This window comes from Polynucleobacter sp. es-GGE-1 (assembly GCF_018882005.1).
Classification (GTDB): Bacteria; Pseudomonadota; Gammaproteobacteria; order Burkholderiales; family Burkholderiaceae; genus Polynucleobacter.
In genome coordinates this window covers 155120-171007 of sequence record NZ_JACVPE010000001.1, presented here as the reverse complement: position 1 = coordinate 171007, position 15888 = coordinate 155120, and the positions used below count along the sequence as shown (strand labels likewise).

The 15888-nt window shown below is 44.1% G+C and carries 20 protein-coding genes; 4 read left to right on the top strand and 16 right to left on the bottom strand.

Annotated features, from left to right (window positions below; genetic code table 11):
• Positions 1 to 211: ubiquinol-cytochrome c reductase iron-sulfur subunit N-terminal domain-containing protein (locus ICN35_RS00975; protein WP_304608865.1), on the bottom strand; the 211-nt coding region annotated here is incomplete at its 3' end.
• Between the two features lie 137 nt (positions 212 to 348).
• Between ICN35_RS00975 and mscL the strand changes: the two genes are divergently transcribed.
• Both mscL and ICN35_RS00965 read left to right on the top strand, forming a co-directional pair.
• Positions 349 to 780, top strand: a complete 432-nt coding sequence (gene mscL, locus ICN35_RS00970; RefSeq protein WP_216123517.1) for a large conductance mechanosensitive channel protein MscL — start codon at positions 349 to 351, stop codon at positions 778 to 780.
• 51 nt (positions 781 to 831) lie between these two features.
• The gene (locus tag ICN35_RS00965; protein ID WP_216123515.1) at positions 832 to 2349 is read left to right on the top strand and encodes a tetratricopeptide repeat protein; all 1518 of its coding nucleotides are present in this window, start codon (positions 832 to 834) and stop codon (positions 2347 to 2349) included.
• Positions 2350 to 2389: 40 nt separating this feature from the next.
• Here the strand turns inward: ICN35_RS00965 and ICN35_RS00960 are convergent, their stop codons facing one another.
• Entirely contained in the window at positions 2390 to 3736 is a 1347-nt protein-coding gene (locus ICN35_RS00960; RefSeq protein ID WP_216123513.1) for a porin, read from the bottom strand.
• 208 nt (positions 3737 to 3944) lie between these two features.
• Here ICN35_RS00960 and ICN35_RS00955 point away from each other — a divergent pair, with 208 nt between their 5' ends.
• Positions 3945 to 5408 (top strand): tetratricopeptide repeat protein, encoded by a 1464-nt coding sequence (locus ICN35_RS00955; RefSeq protein WP_216123511.1) that lies wholly within the window; start codon positions 3945 to 3947, stop codon positions 5406 to 5408.
• Here the strand turns inward: ICN35_RS00955 and tatC are convergent.
• From tatC to hisB, 10 genes are read right to left on the bottom strand one after another with little or no spacing between them, the layout of a single operon-like run.
• A complete protein-coding gene (tatC, locus tag ICN35_RS00950; protein WP_216123508.1) occupies positions 5405 to 6184 on the bottom strand; it encodes a twin-arginine translocase subunit TatC in 780 nt (259 codons plus the stop codon). The genes ICN35_RS00955 and tatC overlap by 4 nt on opposite strands.
• A gap of 13 nt (positions 6185 to 6197) precedes the next feature.
• Positions 6198 to 6674: a Sec-independent protein translocase protein TatB gene (gene tatB, locus ICN35_RS00945; protein WP_215319497.1), complete on the bottom strand. Its 477-nt coding sequence runs from the start codon at positions 6672 to 6674 to the stop codon at positions 6198 to 6200.
• A 60-nt stretch (positions 6675 to 6734) separates the two neighbouring features.
• On the bottom strand, positions 6735 to 6956 hold the full coding sequence (gene tatA, locus ICN35_RS00940) for a Sec-independent protein translocase subunit TatA (protein WP_215296145.1): 222 nt from the start codon (positions 6954 to 6956) through the stop codon (positions 6735 to 6737).
• 38 nt (positions 6957 to 6994) lie between these two features.
• Positions 6995 to 7351 (bottom strand): histidine triad nucleotide-binding protein, encoded by a 357-nt coding sequence (locus tag ICN35_RS00935; RefSeq protein WP_216123506.1) that lies wholly within the window; start codon positions 7349 to 7351, stop codon positions 6995 to 6997.
• Between the two features lie 16 nt (positions 7352 to 7367).
• Positions 7368 to 7769 (bottom strand): phosphoribosyl-ATP diphosphatase, encoded by a 402-nt coding sequence (locus ICN35_RS00930; protein WP_216123505.1) that lies wholly within the window; start codon positions 7767 to 7769, stop codon positions 7368 to 7370.
• A 31-nt stretch (positions 7770 to 7800) separates the two neighbouring features.
• On the bottom strand, positions 7801 to 8211 hold the full coding sequence (gene hisI, locus ICN35_RS00925) for a phosphoribosyl-AMP cyclohydrolase (RefSeq protein WP_216123504.1): 411 nt from the start codon (positions 8209 to 8211) through the stop codon (positions 7801 to 7803).
• A gap of 41 nt (positions 8212 to 8252) precedes the next feature.
• Positions 8253 to 9011 carry an imidazole glycerol phosphate synthase subunit HisF gene (hisF, locus tag ICN35_RS00920; protein ID WP_215319493.1) on the bottom strand — a complete coding sequence of 253 codons (759 nt, stop codon included), beginning with the start codon at positions 9009 to 9011 and terminating at the stop codon, positions 8253 to 8255.
• Positions 9011 to 9772: a 1-(5-phosphoribosyl)-5-[(5-phosphoribosylamino)methylideneamino]imidazole-4-carboxamide isomerase gene (gene hisA, locus ICN35_RS00915; RefSeq protein ID WP_216123503.1), complete on the bottom strand. Its 762-nt coding sequence runs from the start codon at positions 9770 to 9772 to the stop codon at positions 9011 to 9013. Before hisA ends, hisF begins: the two co-directional genes overlap by 1 nt.
• Positions 9773 to 9793: 21 nt before the next feature.
• On the bottom strand, positions 9794 to 10450 hold the full coding sequence (gene hisH, locus ICN35_RS00910) for an imidazole glycerol phosphate synthase subunit HisH (protein ID WP_216123501.1): 657 nt from the start codon (positions 10448 to 10450) through the stop codon (positions 9794 to 9796).
• Positions 10451 to 10500: 50 nt separating this feature from the next.
• On the bottom strand, positions 10501 to 11088 hold the full coding sequence (gene hisB / locus ICN35_RS00905; RefSeq protein WP_215296139.1) for an imidazoleglycerol-phosphate dehydratase HisB: 588 nt from the start codon (positions 11086 to 11088) through the stop codon (positions 10501 to 10503).
• A gap of 116 nt (positions 11089 to 11204) precedes the next feature.
• Here hisB and hisC point away from each other — a divergent pair, with 116 nt between their 5' ends.
• Complete coding sequence (hisC, locus tag ICN35_RS00900; RefSeq protein ID WP_216123500.1) at positions 11205 to 12272, top strand: histidinol-phosphate transaminase; 1068 nt, start codon at positions 11205 to 11207, stop codon at positions 12270 to 12272.
• 8 nt (positions 12273 to 12280) lie between these two features.
• Here hisC and hisD read toward each other — a convergent pair whose 3' ends face one another.
• The 4 genes from hisD to ICN35_RS00880 form a co-directional block, all read right to left on the bottom strand.
• Positions 12281 to 13603, bottom strand: a complete 1323-nt coding sequence (gene hisD / locus ICN35_RS00895) for a histidinol dehydrogenase (RefSeq protein WP_216123499.1) — start codon at positions 13601 to 13603, stop codon at positions 12281 to 12283.
• 16 nt (positions 13604 to 13619) lie between these two features.
• Positions 13620 to 14246, bottom strand: a complete 627-nt coding sequence (gene hisG / locus ICN35_RS00890; RefSeq protein WP_216123498.1) for an ATP phosphoribosyltransferase — start codon at positions 14244 to 14246, stop codon at positions 13620 to 13622.
• 31 nt (positions 14247 to 14277) lie between these two features.
• The gene (gene murA, locus ICN35_RS00885; protein ID WP_216123497.1) at positions 14278 to 15552 is read right to left on the bottom strand and encodes a UDP-N-acetylglucosamine 1-carboxyvinyltransferase; all 1275 of its coding nucleotides are present in this window, start codon (positions 15550 to 15552) and stop codon (positions 14278 to 14280) included.
• A 62-nt stretch (positions 15553 to 15614) separates the two neighbouring features.
• Positions 15615 to 15863, bottom strand: coding sequence for a BolA family protein (locus ICN35_RS00880; protein WP_215296134.1), 249 nt, complete (start codon positions 15861 to 15863; stop codon positions 15615 to 15617).
• Between the last annotated feature and the right edge of the window lie 25 nt (positions 15864 to 15888).

The window sequence follows — 15888 nt, the reverse complement described above, 5'->3', positions numbered from 1 at the left end:
GCTTGCCGCGCCACTCAACCATGCGCATTTCATCTGGCTTCATACCTGAAATATCGATCTCAACAGCAGCTCCAGCGGCTTTAGCACGCTCGGAAGGCTCAAAACTGTCTACAAAAGGGTATAGGGCTGCTGCTGCACCTACGCCACCTACTGCAGATGTGGCGATCAGCCAATTGCGACGATCCTTGTCCATACTGGGCTTGTCACTCATTTACAAAATTCCTAGAAAGGGTATTTAAGGGTGGAAATTGCTTAAACCTAGTATTTTAAAGTAAAAAGTGGGGTAGGCAAGAAAGTTATGGGGTTAATCTCAGCTTAATTACTATTCAGCCAAAAAAGGAAGCATTTATGAGCGTTTTAAAGGAATTCCAGGACTTTGCGGTCAGGGGTAATGTGATCGATTTGGCGGTGGGCGTCATTATTGGCGGCGCTTTTGGAAAAATTGTGGACTCCATGGTAAATGACATCGTTATGCCGGTCATTTCCATCCTTTTGGGCGGTCATATTGACTTTACCAATCTATTTCTTGTCCTTGGCAGCGTGCCAGAAGGTGTGCCGAGAACTTTTGATGCCCTAAAAAAAGCGGGGGTACCGATTTTTGCGTATGGGAATTTCATCACCATTTCCATCAACTTCCTCCTATTAGCATTTGTCATTTTGCAGATGGTAAAGGTGGTTAATAGGATTCGCTTAATTGATGCACCGGCACCACCCTCAGCACCGGAAGAGGTAGTTTTATTAAGAGAAATTCGTGACAATTTAAAAAACATAAAACACTAATGAGCTAATTGATATTTTAGTCTTTGAATCAATAATATTGATTTCAATAATATGGACAATCAATACAACAAATCCAAAAAATACTTTGATAACGGTCTAGAGTTATTAAAAGTAAAGTCTTATTCGCAGGCTGAAACCGCTTTTAGAAAGGCTAATGAACTGACTCCTAATAGGATGTCTGTTTTATTGAATTTATCAACCTGCCTCATTGAACAAGATCAATGGGATGAAGCTTTTAAATTTATATCTCTAGCCCTTGAACTAATTCCCGACGATGAAGATGCCTTGCTAAATCTTGGCATCTATCAGGCACATACGAGTCTTACGCTAGAAGCGCTTGCTTCTTTTAATAAGGTGCTATCTAAAAATGCAAAAAATGAAAAGGCTCTAATTAATAAAGGTAATATTCTTCAAGATATCTTCCAACACCACGAAGCCCTTGACTGCTTTAATATTGCGCTTGAAATTAACCCAACCTCTGTAGAGGCTTTGATTGGAAGGGGGAATGTTAAAAATTTTTTCAAACTCTATGACTCTGCAATAAAAGATTTTGGAGCTGCAATAAATCTTGATCCAGAAAATCCTAAAGCTAACACTAACAAGGGTATGGCTCTTATTCGGCTTGGTGACTTTAAAAATGGATGGAAATTCTATGAGCACCGCTGGGGTATTCACGACATAAAACGCTATGGCTGGCAAGCTAATATTCCAACATGGAATGGTGAATATGGTGGCGATAAAAAAACGATTCTTGTCTTAAGCGAGCAAGGCTTTGGAGACAATATTCAACTTGCCCGTTACCTTCCGCTGCTAACTGAAAAATATGGATTCAATGTTCAATTTTACAGTCCTAAAGCGCTTTGTACACTAATGCAAACATTGCACCCAAAAATTAAAGTAGTTAGCAATCTAATTGGTTTGCCACCAAATATTGAATACCAAATCCCAATTATGAGTCTTCCTTACTTATTTGGGACAGACCTAAGCAACATCCCTGCTAATACCCCATATTTTTTTCTCCCTCCAGATTTTTCTCTTAAGTGGCGCGAGAGAATCTCTGAATCGGCAAATACCAAGTCCTGGAATCCTACCTTACAAATTGGTATTTGCTGGCGTGGCTCAGGGAAGTATGCAGGACAAGCAAATGCAAGACGAGACCTCAACAGTCAATCCCTTGAATTGCTAGTCTCAAAGCTCAAAGATCAAAATGTTCAATTGCACTCACTTCAAGCAGATTTAGATTTGCAGGATATACAAATCGTAAAAGATTTAGGTCTTTATGTTCACCAAAATGACTTAAGCGATTTCCTGCAAACTGCCTACCTAATTAATGAGCTGGATATCGTGATTTCGATTGATACTGCAGTAGGCCATCTGTCCGGCGCATTAAATAAGCTAACTTATTTACTTCTCCCGGACCCACCAGACTTTATGTCTCTCATTGATAGAGAGGACACGCCTTGGTATCCCAGCACTCTTCTAATAAGGCAAGACAAGCCTGGAGATTGGACTTCAGTGATTACAAAACTCATGCAACATTTAAATAGGCAAAAAAAAACCACCGCATAAGCGGTGGTTTTTAATTTCTAGAATCGTTAAGTTAACGATATTAGAAAGTGTGGCGAAGACCTAAAGCGTACTGGTTAGCACTTGCACCAGATCCAGCAGTAGAAGGCGTGCCGGAAGTAGATTGTTGCTGACCATAAATAGCGTACAAGTTTGTGCGCTTGCTTAGGTAGTAGTTGCTACCTAACTGCCAGCCAACAAAACGTACGTTTGCAGAAGCTTCAGTAGTTTTGTAGTTACCCTGGCCAATACTGCCCCAAGACTCAATTACAGGAGTGATGTAGCTACGAACACCGATCTGCTGGGCGTTACGATTTAACTGCTGACCAGCAACTACTGACGTTGCAGAAGTGCCGTTACCAATGGTAAAAGATGAAGTTACATCGTTTTGTACCTTACGACCAACCCACTGAGCATAAGCCTTCAAAATACCGAAGTCATATGTAGCACCTGCAAACATTTGCTTGTCAGAAAGCAGTGTAGGAGCTAAAAGAAGTCCGGTTGCAGACAATTGACCAGCTAAAGGACCTGTGCTACCTGTATTCATTAATGTACCACTTGAAGCGTAAACACCGTTTGTCAACTGTGACTTAAAGGACTGATAAGCAGCAGTTACAAACAACTTGTTCCAAGTGTAGTCAAGACCAGCGCCCCAACCGTTCCAGTTAACGTTACCACCGCCACCAGAAGAGTTGCTAGTTGCGGCTAACTGTGATGAATTTGCATTATTCAATGCATACATACCGTTCAATTTGAAGCCAGCAACTACCTCAGAAGAAAAAGTCAAAGCATTAGAAGCGCGGTTAGTAAAACCTACGCTGTTGTTAGTACCAGAGGCATTGTTATCCGCTGTATAAACAGAACCGGCGTTGTAAATAACGTCACCAGCGATGCTGTTGTACTGACCTGGGTTAGTTGCTGCGCCAGAGTTAAAGATTAGGGTGTATTGACGACCCATTGCAACTTGACCTAGACCATTTTTCTTGATACCAACAAATGATTGGCGGTTATCAACACCAGAACCACCAGCTTGGGTAGTTCCTTGAATAGAATCTTTATCGGTACTGCCAGACAATGAAGAATTTGTAGGTGTCAAACCAAGTTCAACGGTAAAGAATGCAGAAGAGCCACCACCTAAATCTTCAGTACCTTTGAAGCCCAAGCGAGATGTTTGCTCGTTACCTGCACCAAATGCATTTTTAACAATCTTAGTTGTTTGTGTATTAGCAACGTTAATGCCAGCATTGGTCGCGGATGGTGCTGCTACTTCTTTAGCATTTGAACCAACATAACCAACGTCCAAAATACCGTAAACGGTGACGCTGGACTGAGCCTGAGCAGCACCAGCAAAAGCTGTTACCGCTGCAACTGCAAATAGCGATTTTTTCATTCTGTAAATCTCCATAAATTAAAAGTAATGCCCTAGTAAGACCGGGACAATTGAATTTTCAGTCCTTTGCCTTACTAGGCTAGTCGTAAAGGTATTTACAGGCTCTTTTTGCTTGTCAAAAGGTAGTTTTTTGGCTTTCTTCGTTGTATCTCGACAACAAGAGCTTAGATTTCTGCCTTTTAAGATCTCTAGATGCCAAAATTGTCATATGGCAAGTCGCGAATTCTTAAAAATCCTTAGCTCAGCACGTCTTGGTGATGTATTAGCGCAACAAAAGTTAACCGATGCATACCTGACCGGTGCATTCAAAACCCCCATTCAACCTGCTAACGCTTTGATTTGGTTAGAAAAATCCTATTTGCTGATTCAAAATCAAATCTCAGAGAGGGTTAACTCAAAAAGCCCTGAAATTCTTAAAGTATTTCAGCAATTAGCCACCATTCCACTCGCTCAAACTTTTAACTCCCCCGCATTTCATTTTGGCTGGAAATCCTTTTGGCAACTGGCCGAAGCCAAGAGCGAGTCAAGCTTAACTTTTGCAGCCAAATGGCAATTAGCAGACTTACTTATTAATCCAAGTAATCAAGAAGTTCAATTGCAGCTTGTGGATTGGCTAAAGAAAAATAACTCGACCACTTTGGGTGAAAAATTAGCGAGTCTTGAATTCAATGGACTTCAAAAAATTGCTCGGCATTATTTACAAGAACTGGCAGATGGAAGCTCTGAGTTTGAAAAACAAGCCAAAGATTTACTCATTAAACTGCAACCCAAAAATGAGGCTCTTTCTGGGCTATGGAATACATGGTTAGACAGCCAGAATGAATATGCCTTAGCTCAGGCTGCTGAATTGGGTCTAACGGCTGCAAAACTCACTTTAGGTCTGCGGCTCGCTCAATTTGAGGGCAATAAAGAGAGTAAGTCAAATGCATCTCTTAAAAAAGCGGCGTATTGGCTTCAACTTGCAGCAAAAGATGGTGATCGTAATGCCTGGTATACGCTCGGTGAAATTTATCGTCGCCCCCAATTTTCTGGATATAGCGCCGCGGAAAGCGATCGCTGCTTTGATCGTGCAGCTGATCTTGGGCATCCACAAGCACAATTACGAAAAGGTGCAAACCTCTGGCGCAAGCGTGAAAAAATCGAAGAAAAAGTTCTTGGGCTACAAGCATCCTATTGGGTTTGGCAAGCAAGTCAGCAAGACGTTCCTGAAGCAAAAGAATTGCTGAGAAAAATATTAGTCAGCTGCCCCCATCCCGAGAAAAATGATTGGCATAAACTGGCTCAATGCGCAGATCATGCTATCAATCATCATGCGGAACATAAATTAGACCTCGAATGGCTAATGCTCTGTCACCGCATTGTCATTGCTAATCAATTTAACCTTAGTAAAGCAGAGTTATTGCTATCTGAAGTAAGCCAACTTCAGCATGAACATTGCGTAGTAGTGGATATTCGCTGGGAGCTTCCAAAGATATTGCCAAGACTCATTCAAATTGAGACGACTCAACAGCGTCGCGCTTTACTAGCTGCTGGAAAAGTCTTTGCGGGCACTGACCCAGATATTGAAGGCAATTTACGCCAGAGACGTTATCGCTTTGATCAGGTGACTGACTGGTTAAGCGCGACGTTTTCTAAAAATCTGAAAATTCAAACCGATACTGAACTCGCTTAGCTTGCGGTTTTACTTTCTTCTTCATCATCGGACGTCTTTGGCATGTAGAAGCGCGCCACTAATAAACCCAACTCATACAGCAGAGTCATAGGCACTGCCAGCAATAACTGAGAAAGAACATCTGGCGGAGTCACTACTGCAGAGATAACAAAAGCACCAACAATCACGTAGGGTCGAATCTCTTTTAATTTTGCCAAAGAGACAATACCCATACGAACTAAAACGACAACTACCACCGGAACTTCAAAGGTAATACCAAACGCTAAGAAAGTATTCATAGCAAAACCAAGGTACTTATCAATATCAGTAGACATCTCTGCGCCCAATGGTGCGTTATAACTTGCCATAAAATTAAACACAGTCGGAAATACCAAAAAATAGGCAAATGCCATACCAAAGATAAATAGACTGTAGCTACTCACAACTAATGGAATAACCAACTTGCGCTCATGTTGATATAGGCCGGGGGCAATAAAAGCCCATAGTTGATAAATCACTATCGGCAAAGCAATGATGAAAGCCACCAACATCGTGACCTTCATGGGCACAAAGAAAGAGCCCGTTACATCCGTCACAATCATCTTGCCGCCCGCAGGCAATGAATCAAGCAGCGGCTGCGAGAACAAATGAAAAATATCTGGCGCCCAATAAACCAAGCAAACAAACACCACAATAATCGCTAATGCAGACTTGATCACGCGATCACGCAGTTCAAATAAATGCGATAGAAAAGATTCTTGCAAACCTGAATCTTCGGTAGAGTTATTTTCTGTCATGCCAATCTAATTTTTATTTGCCAGCACTATGATGAAAGCGCTTCATTCTTGCGGCACCAGATTGCACACGAGTACGTACGCCAGCTGAACGTTTAAACCAAATAGGTCTTGCTGCACGCCTAACGCCCCAGCTATTGCGCCCCTGCCGCTTAGTCTTATCTAAAACAGCTCTTTCATCAAGAGGCAACTTCTCAAAATTGGTTTCAAAAATATCCGCCTGATCTGTGAGATTTGCGTTTGCTTCGCTTGCTACCGAGCTAATACTGTTTTCAACTTCTTTTAAGGCAGATGCACTTTCTTCGCGGAACTTTTTAAATTCCTCAACTTCCATCTGCCGATTTACTTCGGATTTAAGGTCTGCCATATAACGTTGCGCACGACCAAATAAATTACCAGCCATACGAGCTACTTTTGGCAAGCGCTCTGGACCAACCACCACCAGAGCTACAACTGCAATCAGCGCAAGTTTTGAAACCCCTAAATCAATCATCTTAGGGAGCTAAATGAGGACCGCACGATTTCTCTTTGCGCTATGAACAAATGATGTGAATTATTTATTAAGGTCTTTAGCCTGCACATCCACAGTTTTTTCTGTTGATGCAGCAGCTTGCTGGATTTGTTCCTTAGGCTCATCAGATGGCTTCATGCCGTCCTTAAATCCCTTAACAGCACCGCCCAAATCTTGACCGATATTGCGCAATTTCTTGGTACCGAATACCAACATTACGATGACCAAAACAATTAACCAATGCCAAATGCTAAATGAACCCATCTCTAATCTCCTTGGAATTCCTAAACTTCTTCTTTATCTTACTTTTTCCAGGGACGCGGACCGCCCATCACATGCAAGTGCAAGTGATAAACCTCCTGCCCACCATCTACCCCGTTATTGACCATCAATCTAAAGCCGCCGTCTATTCCAGGTCGGCAACCCTGCTCTTTGGCAAGACGAGGCGCTAATTCCATCATTCTACCTAGCAAAGGGGCATCGATGCTTTCCGCCAACTCCAGCATGGGGATATGTTTCTTCGGAATCATTAAAAAATGCACTGGAGCAGCAGGATTAATATCCTTAAAGGCATAGATCTCTTCATCCTCATACACCTTTTGAGACGGAATCAAGCCCTGAGAAATCTTACAAAATAGGCAATTAGGATCGTGGCTCATCTTTTCCTATTCTTCCTTATTCCTTATTCGCTGCTTTTCTGGCAGCTTTTTCTTCAATTCCTGAGGTACCCAGGCGACGATCAAGCTCAGCAATCACGTCTTCAGGGCGCAAATTGAACTGAGACAGCGCAATTAAACAGTGAAACCAAAGATCCGCCATCTCCCCAACCAAGAGCTTTTGCTGTTCAGCCGCTAGATTTGAACTGCGCGCATCTTTAGCAGCCATGACAGCCTCGGTTGCCTCCTCGCCAATCTTTTTGAGGATGCCGTCATCACCCTTTGAAAAAAGTAGGGCGGTATAAGAGGTTTTTGGGTCAGCATTGCCAGCCTTAAACGCATCCCGACGTTGATCCACCACATCAGCCAAATGAGCTAATGCAGAATCTAAATTAGAAGGTTTATTTACTGAGCTACTCATAGCTTCATTTTATGTCTTTTATGAAAGACTTTTATTTTGGCTTGGACTCGTCCACCCAAGTCAAATTACCTGAGTCCCACTGCTGGAAAAAACAGCTGTGCTCACCGGTATGACAAGCAATTCCATCTTTTTGCTCAACAATGAGCAAAATCGTGTCTCCATCACAATCCAAGCGAATTTCTTTCACCCTCTGGGTATGGCCAGATTCCTCGCCCTTGTGCCAAAGTTTTTGACGTGAGCGCGTCCAGTAGACCGCCTCGCCTAAACGCAAAGTAGCCAACAAGGCATCGCGATTCATCCAGGCCATCATCAGGATATCTTTACTACCAAACTCTTGCGCAATCACTGGAACCAAGCCTTGCTCATTCCAAGCGACGGCATCGAGCCAGGGCCCTACTTGAATAGATTCAATTGGGGTAAATGTGCTCTTAGGCTTGTTCATACCTAAACTTTACCGTGAAAGTGGTGAATTCTGAAATTCGACTAAATACGAACCGGAATTCCCTGGGCAGCCATATATTCTTTTGCCTGACCAACGGTGTACTCGCCATAGTGAAAAATACTTGCGGCCAAGACAGCGTCTGCATGACCTTGGGTAATACCATCAACCAAATGCTGCAAATTGCCCACGCCGCCAGAAGCAATTACTGGAACGGAGACCGCATCGCTTACTGCAGCAGTGAGGGCTAAGTCAAAGCCATCTTTACTACCATCGCGATTCATACTCGTCAGGAGAATTTCTCCAGCACCGCGTTTGGCAACTTCAATAGCCCATGCCACCACATCGATTCCAGTAGCGGTTCTGCCGCCATGCGTAAACACTTCCCAATTTCCTGCCTCAGTTTGTTTGGCATCAATTGCAACAACGATGCATTGAGAGCCGTAATAGGCTGCCGCATCTGAAACTAAATCTGGATTAGTGATGGCGGAAGAATTGATGCTCACTTTATCAGCACCAGCATTAAGTAAGCGACGCACATCAGCGACTGCACGTACACCACCACCAACAGTAAGCGGAATAAATACTTGTGAAGCGACATCTTCAATAATGTGCAGGATCAAATCACGCCCATCGGACGTTGCAGTAATGTCTAAGAAAGTTAACTCATCAGCGCCTTGTGTGTCGTAACGTTTGGCGATTTCTACAGGATCGCCTGCATCACGCAAACCAACAAAGTTCACCCCTTTAACAACGCGCCCTGCTGTGACATCCAAACAAGGAATAATTCTTTTGGTTAACACTAGATAATGTTCTTTTTGTATTTGAGTGTTAACTCATCAGCATATTTTTGAGCAGCTGCTAGATCAAGGTCACCAGCATAAATAGAGCGGCCAGCAATCACGCCCATCACACCCTCTTCTTCAGCTTTGCAGAGCGCTTCAATATCTTTATTATTGGAAAGGCCGCCACTGGCAATCACTGGAATACGAATTGCTTGAGCCAACTTCATCGTGGCACCAATGTTAACGCCTTGGAGCATGCCATCGCGACCAATGTCGGTATAGATAATGGCCTCTACACCCCAATCTTCAAACTTCTTAGCGAGATCAATTACTTCATGGCCGGTAATCTTGCTCCAACCATCAGTGGCTACTTTGCCGTCGCGAGCGTCAAGGCCTACCATCACCTGTCCAGGAAATGCTGTGCAAGCATCCTGCACAAAGCCGGGATTTTTTACTGCAGCAGTGCCAATAATCACTGTGCTAATACCATCATCCAATAAACGTTCAATTGTTTCCAGATCCCGAATACCACCACCAAGTTGAACCGGAATTTCATCTCCGACTGCTTTCAAAATCGATTTGATAGCGGACTCATTTTTGAGTTTTCCAGCAAACGCGCCATTCAGATCAACTAAGTGCAACCGTCGCGCGCCTTTGCTAATCCAATGCGCAGCCATAGCCCCTGGATCTTCAGAAAATACCGTGGCTTTGTCCATATCACCTTGTTCTAGTCGAACGCAGTGGCCGTCTTTAAGATCAATTGCAGGGATGAGCAGCATAGTGAAACGTTAATAAATTAATTAAGGTTGCCAAGAAAGAAAGTTTTGATAAAGCTTTAACCCGTATTCTGCACTTTTTTCCGGATGAAATTGCGTTGCAAAAATATTATCTCTTGCAACCGCAGATGTAAACCAATCGCCGTATTCAGTAGATCCAGCAGAATCTTCTTTACGTTGCGGCACAACATAGTAGCTATGCACAAAATAAAAACTTGTTAAATCTGGGATTCCCTCCCAAATCGGATGCTGACGGTCTTGACGGACTTGATTCCAGCCCATGTGGGGCACTTTGTAAGCTGAGCCGTCGGCTTGCTTTTTACCGTTTAAATCAAAGCGACGTACTTCCCCGGAAATGAGCCCCAAACAAGGTGTCCATTGTTCATTAGTCCGAACTTCTGCACTTTTATCAAAGAGCATTTGCTCACCTACACAAACCCCTAACAATGGCTTGTTTTTGGCGGCTTCTAGCAATGCTTCGAGGAGACCTGACTCCTCAAGATGTTTCATGCAATCAGGCATGGCGCCTTGACCAGGTAACACCACACGATCGGCAGTACGAATTTCTTCTGGCTTGTGAGCAATCAATATCTTGTCATCAAGCGCAACATGATGACAAGCCTGATATACAGAACGAAGGTTACCCATTCCGTAATCAACGATCGCAATAGTTTGCGCCAAAATTTAGCCTATCTTTGCTGTTATCTATCGGGCAACTAGAAGTATCTAGATTAGAGACTACCTTTGGTTGAGGGAACCGAACCAGAGGCGCGTGGATCAATTGCTAAAGCCATCCGAAGCGCACGCCCAAAGGCTTTAAAGACCGTCTCAATCTGGTGGTGCGCGTTGATACCGCGCAAATTATCAATGTGCAAAGTCACTCCTGCATGGTTTACAAAACCACGGAAGAACTCGATGCTTAGATCAACGTCAAAATCACCAACCCGCGCACGGGTAAATGGGACATTGAATTCCAGGCCTGGGCGCCCAGAGAAATCGACCACTACGCGTGAAAGGGTTTCATCCAAAGGAACATAGGAGTGGCCATAACGGGTAATACCTGCTTTATCGCCCACTGCCTTTGCAAATGCTTGGCCCAATGTAATCCCCACATCCTCAACGGTGTGATGATCATCAATATGGGTATCGCCCTGCGCCACTACTTTCAAGTCAATCATGCCGTGACGGGCAATCTGATCGAGCATATGGTCTAAGAAAGGGACGCCTGAAGCTAGTTCGGCCTTCCCAGTACCATCTAAATTGATGGAAATTTGAATTTTGGTTTCCGAAGTGTTTCGGGTAACGTCGGCTTGCCGCATGCTTCATTGCGCCGCGAGGCGAAGTGTTGATTGAAGCCTCATAATATCATTCCTAGAAGATATATAAATGCTGAAATTACTTCACTTTTTTTCTGATTTTTGACCTGAGTACCCTCATGAGCCGTTTTTGGAGCCCCGTTGTTCAAACTTTGACCCCCTATGTTCCTGGGGAGCAACCGCAAATGCAGCGGCTGGTAAAGCTCAATACGAACGAGAGTCCTTATGGCCCATCACCAAAAGCGTTGGCAGCGATCAATAGTCAAACAAACGATGACTTGCGCCTCTACCCAGATCCAGAAGGTGTGGCCCTAAAACAAGCTATTGCCAAATTGCATGGCCTAAATCCAAACCAAGTATTTTTAGGAAATGGTTCGGATGAGGTTTTAGCTCACGTTTTTGCGGGTTTATTGAAGCAAAACAAACCAGTTCATTTTCCAGATATTACTTATAGCTTCTATCCGGTTTACTGCAAGCTCTTTGGCATCGAATATCAAACGATTCCACTAGGAAACGATTTTGAAATCAATACTAGCGATTTCAGCAAACCCAATGGTGGCGTTATTTTCCCCAATCCCAATGCCCCCACTGGCAGATCTATTGCCAGGTCAGAGATTGAAAAACTACTCGCGAAGAATAAAGACTCTGTAGTAGTAATTGATGAAGCCTACGTAGATTACGGAACAGAGTCCTGCATTCCCCTCTTGCGCGGTAATCAGTGTCCTGAAAATCTTTTAGTAGTGCATACGCTTTCTAAATCTAGAGCCCTTGCCGGCCTACGAGTTGGCTTTGCTCTTGGTCACCCCACCTTGATTGAAGGCTTAGAGCGGGTAAAAAATAGTTTTAACTCTTATCCATTAGGGCGCCTTGCTCAAGCAGGTGCCATTGCAGCCATTGAGGATCAAGCGCACTTAGAAGCAACCAGTGCAAAAGTGATTCAGACACGTACAAAATTAGTTGAGCAATTGAATACTTTGGGTTTTGATACCTTGCCATCAACCGCAAACTTTATTTTTACTCGTCACCCAAAACATTCTGGCGCAAAAATGTACCAAGCCTTAAGAGATCGCGGGATCATCGTACGTCATTTCCAATCTGCGCGTATTGAAGAATTCTTGCGCATTACGATTGGTACAGACGAACAAAGCGGCGAACTCATCGCCGCTTTAAAAGAAATACTTTCTTAACTTCGTTATTATTTGTTCAAACGCATCTCAGCCGCACGTGCGTGAGCTTGCAAGCCTTCGCCGTGGGCCAGGGTGCTAGCTACAGCACCCAAGGTTTGTGCGCCAGCCTCACTAACCTCAATCATGCTTGAGCGCTTAATGAAGTCATACACACCCAATGGTGACGAGAAGCGGGCGGTGCGCGCAGTAGGTAAGACATGGTTAGGACCAGCACAGTAATCGCCAAGTGACTCACTAGTGTAATTACCCATGAAGATAGCCCCAGCATGACGAATCTGTTCAGCCCACTTACGCGGATCTACAGCACAAATCTCTAAGTGCTCAGCAGCAATTTCATTGGCAATATCGCAAGCCTCATTCATATCTTTAACCTGAATCAGAAGAGCGCGATTGGCTAAAGAAGTCTCAATCACTTTTGCTCTTGGCATCTCAGGAAGTAATTTATTGATGCTTGCCTGCACTTGCTCAATAAATGCTGCATCAGGGGATAGCAAAATGGATTGCGCTTGCTCATCATGCTCTGCTTGAGAAAACAAATCCATTGCAACCCAATCGGGATTACTAGAGCCATCGCATAAAACCAAAATCTCTGAAGGCCCAGCAATCATATCGATGCCAACCGTACCAAATACTCTGCGCTTAGCAGCAGCAACATAGGCATTGCCTGGACCAACAATCTTGTCTACGGATGGAATACTCTTTGTACCAAAGGCTAAAGCACCAACTGCTTGAGCACCACCAATGGTGAAGACGCGATCTACGCCAGCCAAATAAGCTGCAGCCAACACCAAAGGGTTGCGCGCGCCATCAGGAGTTGGTACCACCATGATGACTTCGGTAACACCTGCTACTTTTGCAGGAATCGCATTCATTAAAACAGATGATGGATACGCGGCTTTGCCACCAGGTACATAAATACCAACACGATCTAAGGCCGTTACTTTCTGACCAAGACGGGTGCCATCAGCTTCTTCATATTCCCAAGAGTGGCAGCCTGCTTCAATCTTTTGTTTCTCGTGATACGCACGCACTCGTTTAGCAGCAATGTCCAGAGCATTCTTTTGCTCGATAGATAAAGAGTTGTAGGCTTGCTCCAAATCTTTACGAGGAATTTCTAATTCAGAAACATGAGAAACATTTAAGCGATCAAATTGCTTAGTAAAACTGAGAACTGCTTCATCGCCCTGCTCTTTAACAACTGATAAGATTTTGACAACAGCAGCATCAATTGCCTCGTCATCAGCCATGGGCAAAGAAAGACTAGAGAGCAGTGTTTCTTTGAAACCCGCATCTTTACTATTGAGACGCTTAACTTTGACCTGTGAAGACATTGAATGTGTTTTTAGCTTATTTCAACAAATCAAAAATAGGTTGTAGCTGAGTGCGCTTTCGTTTGTACGAAGCTTGATTCACCACTAAACGTGCACTGATATCAGCAATAGGCTCAACCTCAACTAGGCCGTTGGCTTTAAGCGTATTGCCTGTCGAGACTAAGTCCACAATAGCATCAGCCAAGCCTACCAAGGGAGCAAGCTCCATCGAGCCGTAAAGATGAATCGTATCAATATGAACACCTTTATTAGCAAAGTGATCACGCGCGCAATTGACATACTTCGTTGCCACTTTTAAACGAGAGCCTTGCTTTACTGCTGCTGCGTAGTCAAAGCCTTCACGAACTGCAACTGACATACGGCACTTGGCAATATTTAAATCAAAAGGCACATATAAACCATCTGTACCTTTTTCCATCAAGACATCTAAACCTGCGACACCAAAATCAGCGCCACCAAATTGCACGTAAGTCGGCACATCTGAAGCACGCACAATAATCAAACGCACATCAGGGTTAGATGTCTCAATAATAAGTTTGCGAGACTTCTCAGGATCCTCTTTTGGCACAATGCCAACCTTAGACAGGATCTCAGCAGTCTCTTCGAAGATACGCCCTTTAGAGAGGGCTAAAGTCAATTTCATGACTTAATTATCACTCAGTTATGCCGCTGAGTTACTTCACTCGTTCAATGTTGGCGCCCAAGAGGGTCAACTTTTGCTCCATACGGTCATATCCACGATCTAAATGGTAAATTCGGTCTACCTGGGTTTCGCCTTGGGCTGCAAGCCCCGCAATCACTAGGCTGGCAGAGGCGCGTAGGTCAGTCGCCATAACAATGGCACCAGAAAGCTTTTCTACACCCCGAGCAATCGCGGTGTTGCCTTCAATTGCAATATCAGCGCCTAGACGATTGAGTTCCTGAACATGCATAAAGCGGTTCTCAAAAATAGTCTCGGTAATAGTTGAACTGCCACTAGCTACTGCATTGACCGCCATCAGTTGCGCCTGCATATCCGTTGGAAATGCGGGGTACTCAGAAGTACGGAAACTCACTGCTTTTGGACGAGCCCGCATGGAAGCTTTGACCCAATCAGGACCCACCTCCATTTGTAAGCCAGCCTCTTTCAACTTCACCATCACTGCATCGAGCGTATCGGGACGACAGTGCTTGACTAGCACCTCGCCACCAGCGGCAGCGACTGCACAAAGGAAGGTGCCCGCTTCAATCCTATCCGGAATCACAGAGTGTTCAGCGCCGTGTAATTTCTCGACACCCTCAATCACTAAACGATCACTACCAATTCCCGAAATCTTCGCGCCCATCTTCACTAATAGTTCAGCTAAATCACCAACCTCTGGTTCGCGTGCAGCATTTTCTAAAATGGTTGTGCCTGAAGCTAAAGTTGCCGCCATCAATAAATTTTCTGTACCAGTGACAGTAATCATGTCTGTCAAAATTGAAGCGCCTTTTAGGCGATCAGTTGACGGATTTGTTTCAGCCTGAATGTAACCACTCTTAATTTTGATGCTTGCGCCCATGGCCTTTAAGCCTTTAATATGCTGATCCACAGGGCGGGCACCAATTGCACAACCGCCTGGCAAAGAAACCTTGGCGCTATGCATTCTAGTAAGAAGCGGGCCTAGCACCAAGATAGAAGCGCGCATGGTTTTTACCATCTCATAGGTAGCTTCTGAGCTCTTGATGGCTGCAGCATTCAATACCACATGGTTACGATTTTCTGCATCAGGAAAGCTCACCACCACACCAATCTCTTGCAAGAGTTTAAGCATGGTACGAACATCTTGGAGATCTGGCACATTACGCAAGACCACAGGTTCATCGGTTAATAGGCAAGCACACAAAATGGGTAAAGCGGCATTTTTAGCACCAGCTATCTTGACCTCACCCTTGAGGGGGGTCCCGCCTACCATTCGTAATTTATCCATGAAACGCTTCCAGTAAAAACTTGTATATGTGATTTAATCTTGTTGCTGTTCTGGGTTTTCTACTAGGCAGCTGAATTCTGAGCAAACTCTTCTGGTGTAAATACCTTCATTGATAAAGCATGTACTTCAGCTTTCATACGATCGCCCATCGCACCATAAACCAATTGATGACGCTGTACGAGACGCTTACCTTCAAACTCAGGACTAACAATCGTTGCAAAAAAATGTTGGCCGTCACCCTCAACCTGAACGTGGGTACAGTTAATACCTTGTTTGATATAGCCCTCAATCTGCTCGGGGGTTGGAAACATACTTCTCTCCTCAAAATCGATATAG

Excerpts from the sequence above, each read along its gene's own strand:
- mscL (WP_216123517.1), top strand. The coding sequence starts at position 349 with ATGAGCGTTTTAAAGGAATTCCAGGACTTTGCGGTCAGGGGTAATGTG.
- ICN35_RS00965 (WP_216123515.1), top strand. The coding sequence starts at position 832 with ATGGACAATCAATACAACAAATCCAAAAAATACTTTGATAACGGTCTA.
- ICN35_RS00960 (WP_216123513.1), bottom strand. The coding sequence starts at position 3,736 with ATGAAAAAATCGCTATTTGCAGTTGCAGCGGTAACAGCTTTTGCTGGT.
- ICN35_RS00955 (WP_216123511.1), top strand. The coding sequence starts at position 3,945 with ATGGCAAGTCGCGAATTCTTAAAAATCCTTAGCTCAGCACGTCTTGGT.
- tatC (WP_216123508.1), bottom strand. The coding sequence starts at position 6,184 with ATGACAGAAAATAACTCTACCGAAGATTCAGGTTTGCAAGAATCTTTT.
- tatB (WP_215319497.1), bottom strand. The coding sequence starts at position 6,674 with ATGATTGATTTAGGGGTTTCAAAACTTGCGCTGATTGCAGTTGTAGCT.
- tatA (WP_215296145.1), bottom strand. The coding sequence starts at position 6,956 with ATGGGTTCATTTAGCATTTGGCATTGGTTAATTGTTTTGGTCATCGTA.
- ICN35_RS00935 (WP_216123506.1), bottom strand. The coding sequence starts at position 7,351 with ATGAGCCACGATCCTAATTGCCTATTTTGTAAGATTTCTCAGGGCTTG.
- ICN35_RS00930 (WP_216123505.1), bottom strand. The coding sequence starts at position 7,769 with ATGAGTAGCTCAGTAAATAAACCTTCTAATTTAGATTCTGCATTAGCT.
- hisI (WP_216123504.1), bottom strand. The coding sequence starts at position 8,211 with ATGAACAAGCCTAAGAGCACATTTACCCCAATTGAATCTATTCAAGTA.
- hisA (WP_216123503.1), bottom strand. The coding sequence starts at position 9,772 with ATGCTGCTCATCCCTGCAATTGATCTTAAAGACGGCCACTGCGTTCGA.
- hisB (WP_215296139.1), bottom strand. The coding sequence starts at position 11,088 with ATGCGGCAAGCCGACGTTACCCGAAACACTTCGGAAACCAAAATTCAA.
- hisC (WP_216123500.1), top strand. The coding sequence starts at position 11,205 with ATGAGCCGTTTTTGGAGCCCCGTTGTTCAAACTTTGACCCCCTATGTT.
- hisD (WP_216123499.1), bottom strand. The coding sequence starts at position 13,603 with ATGTCTTCACAGGTCAAAGTTAAGCGTCTCAATAGTAAAGATGCGGGT.
- hisG (WP_216123498.1), bottom strand. The coding sequence starts at position 14,246 with ATGAAATTGACTTTAGCCCTCTCTAAAGGGCGTATCTTCGAAGAGACT.
- murA (WP_216123497.1), bottom strand. The coding sequence starts at position 15,552 with ATGGATAAATTACGAATGGTAGGCGGGACCCCCCTCAAGGGTGAGGTC.
- ICN35_RS00880 (WP_215296134.1), bottom strand. The coding sequence starts at position 15,863 with ATGTTTCCAACCCCCGAGCAGATTGAGGGCTATATCAAACAAGGTATT.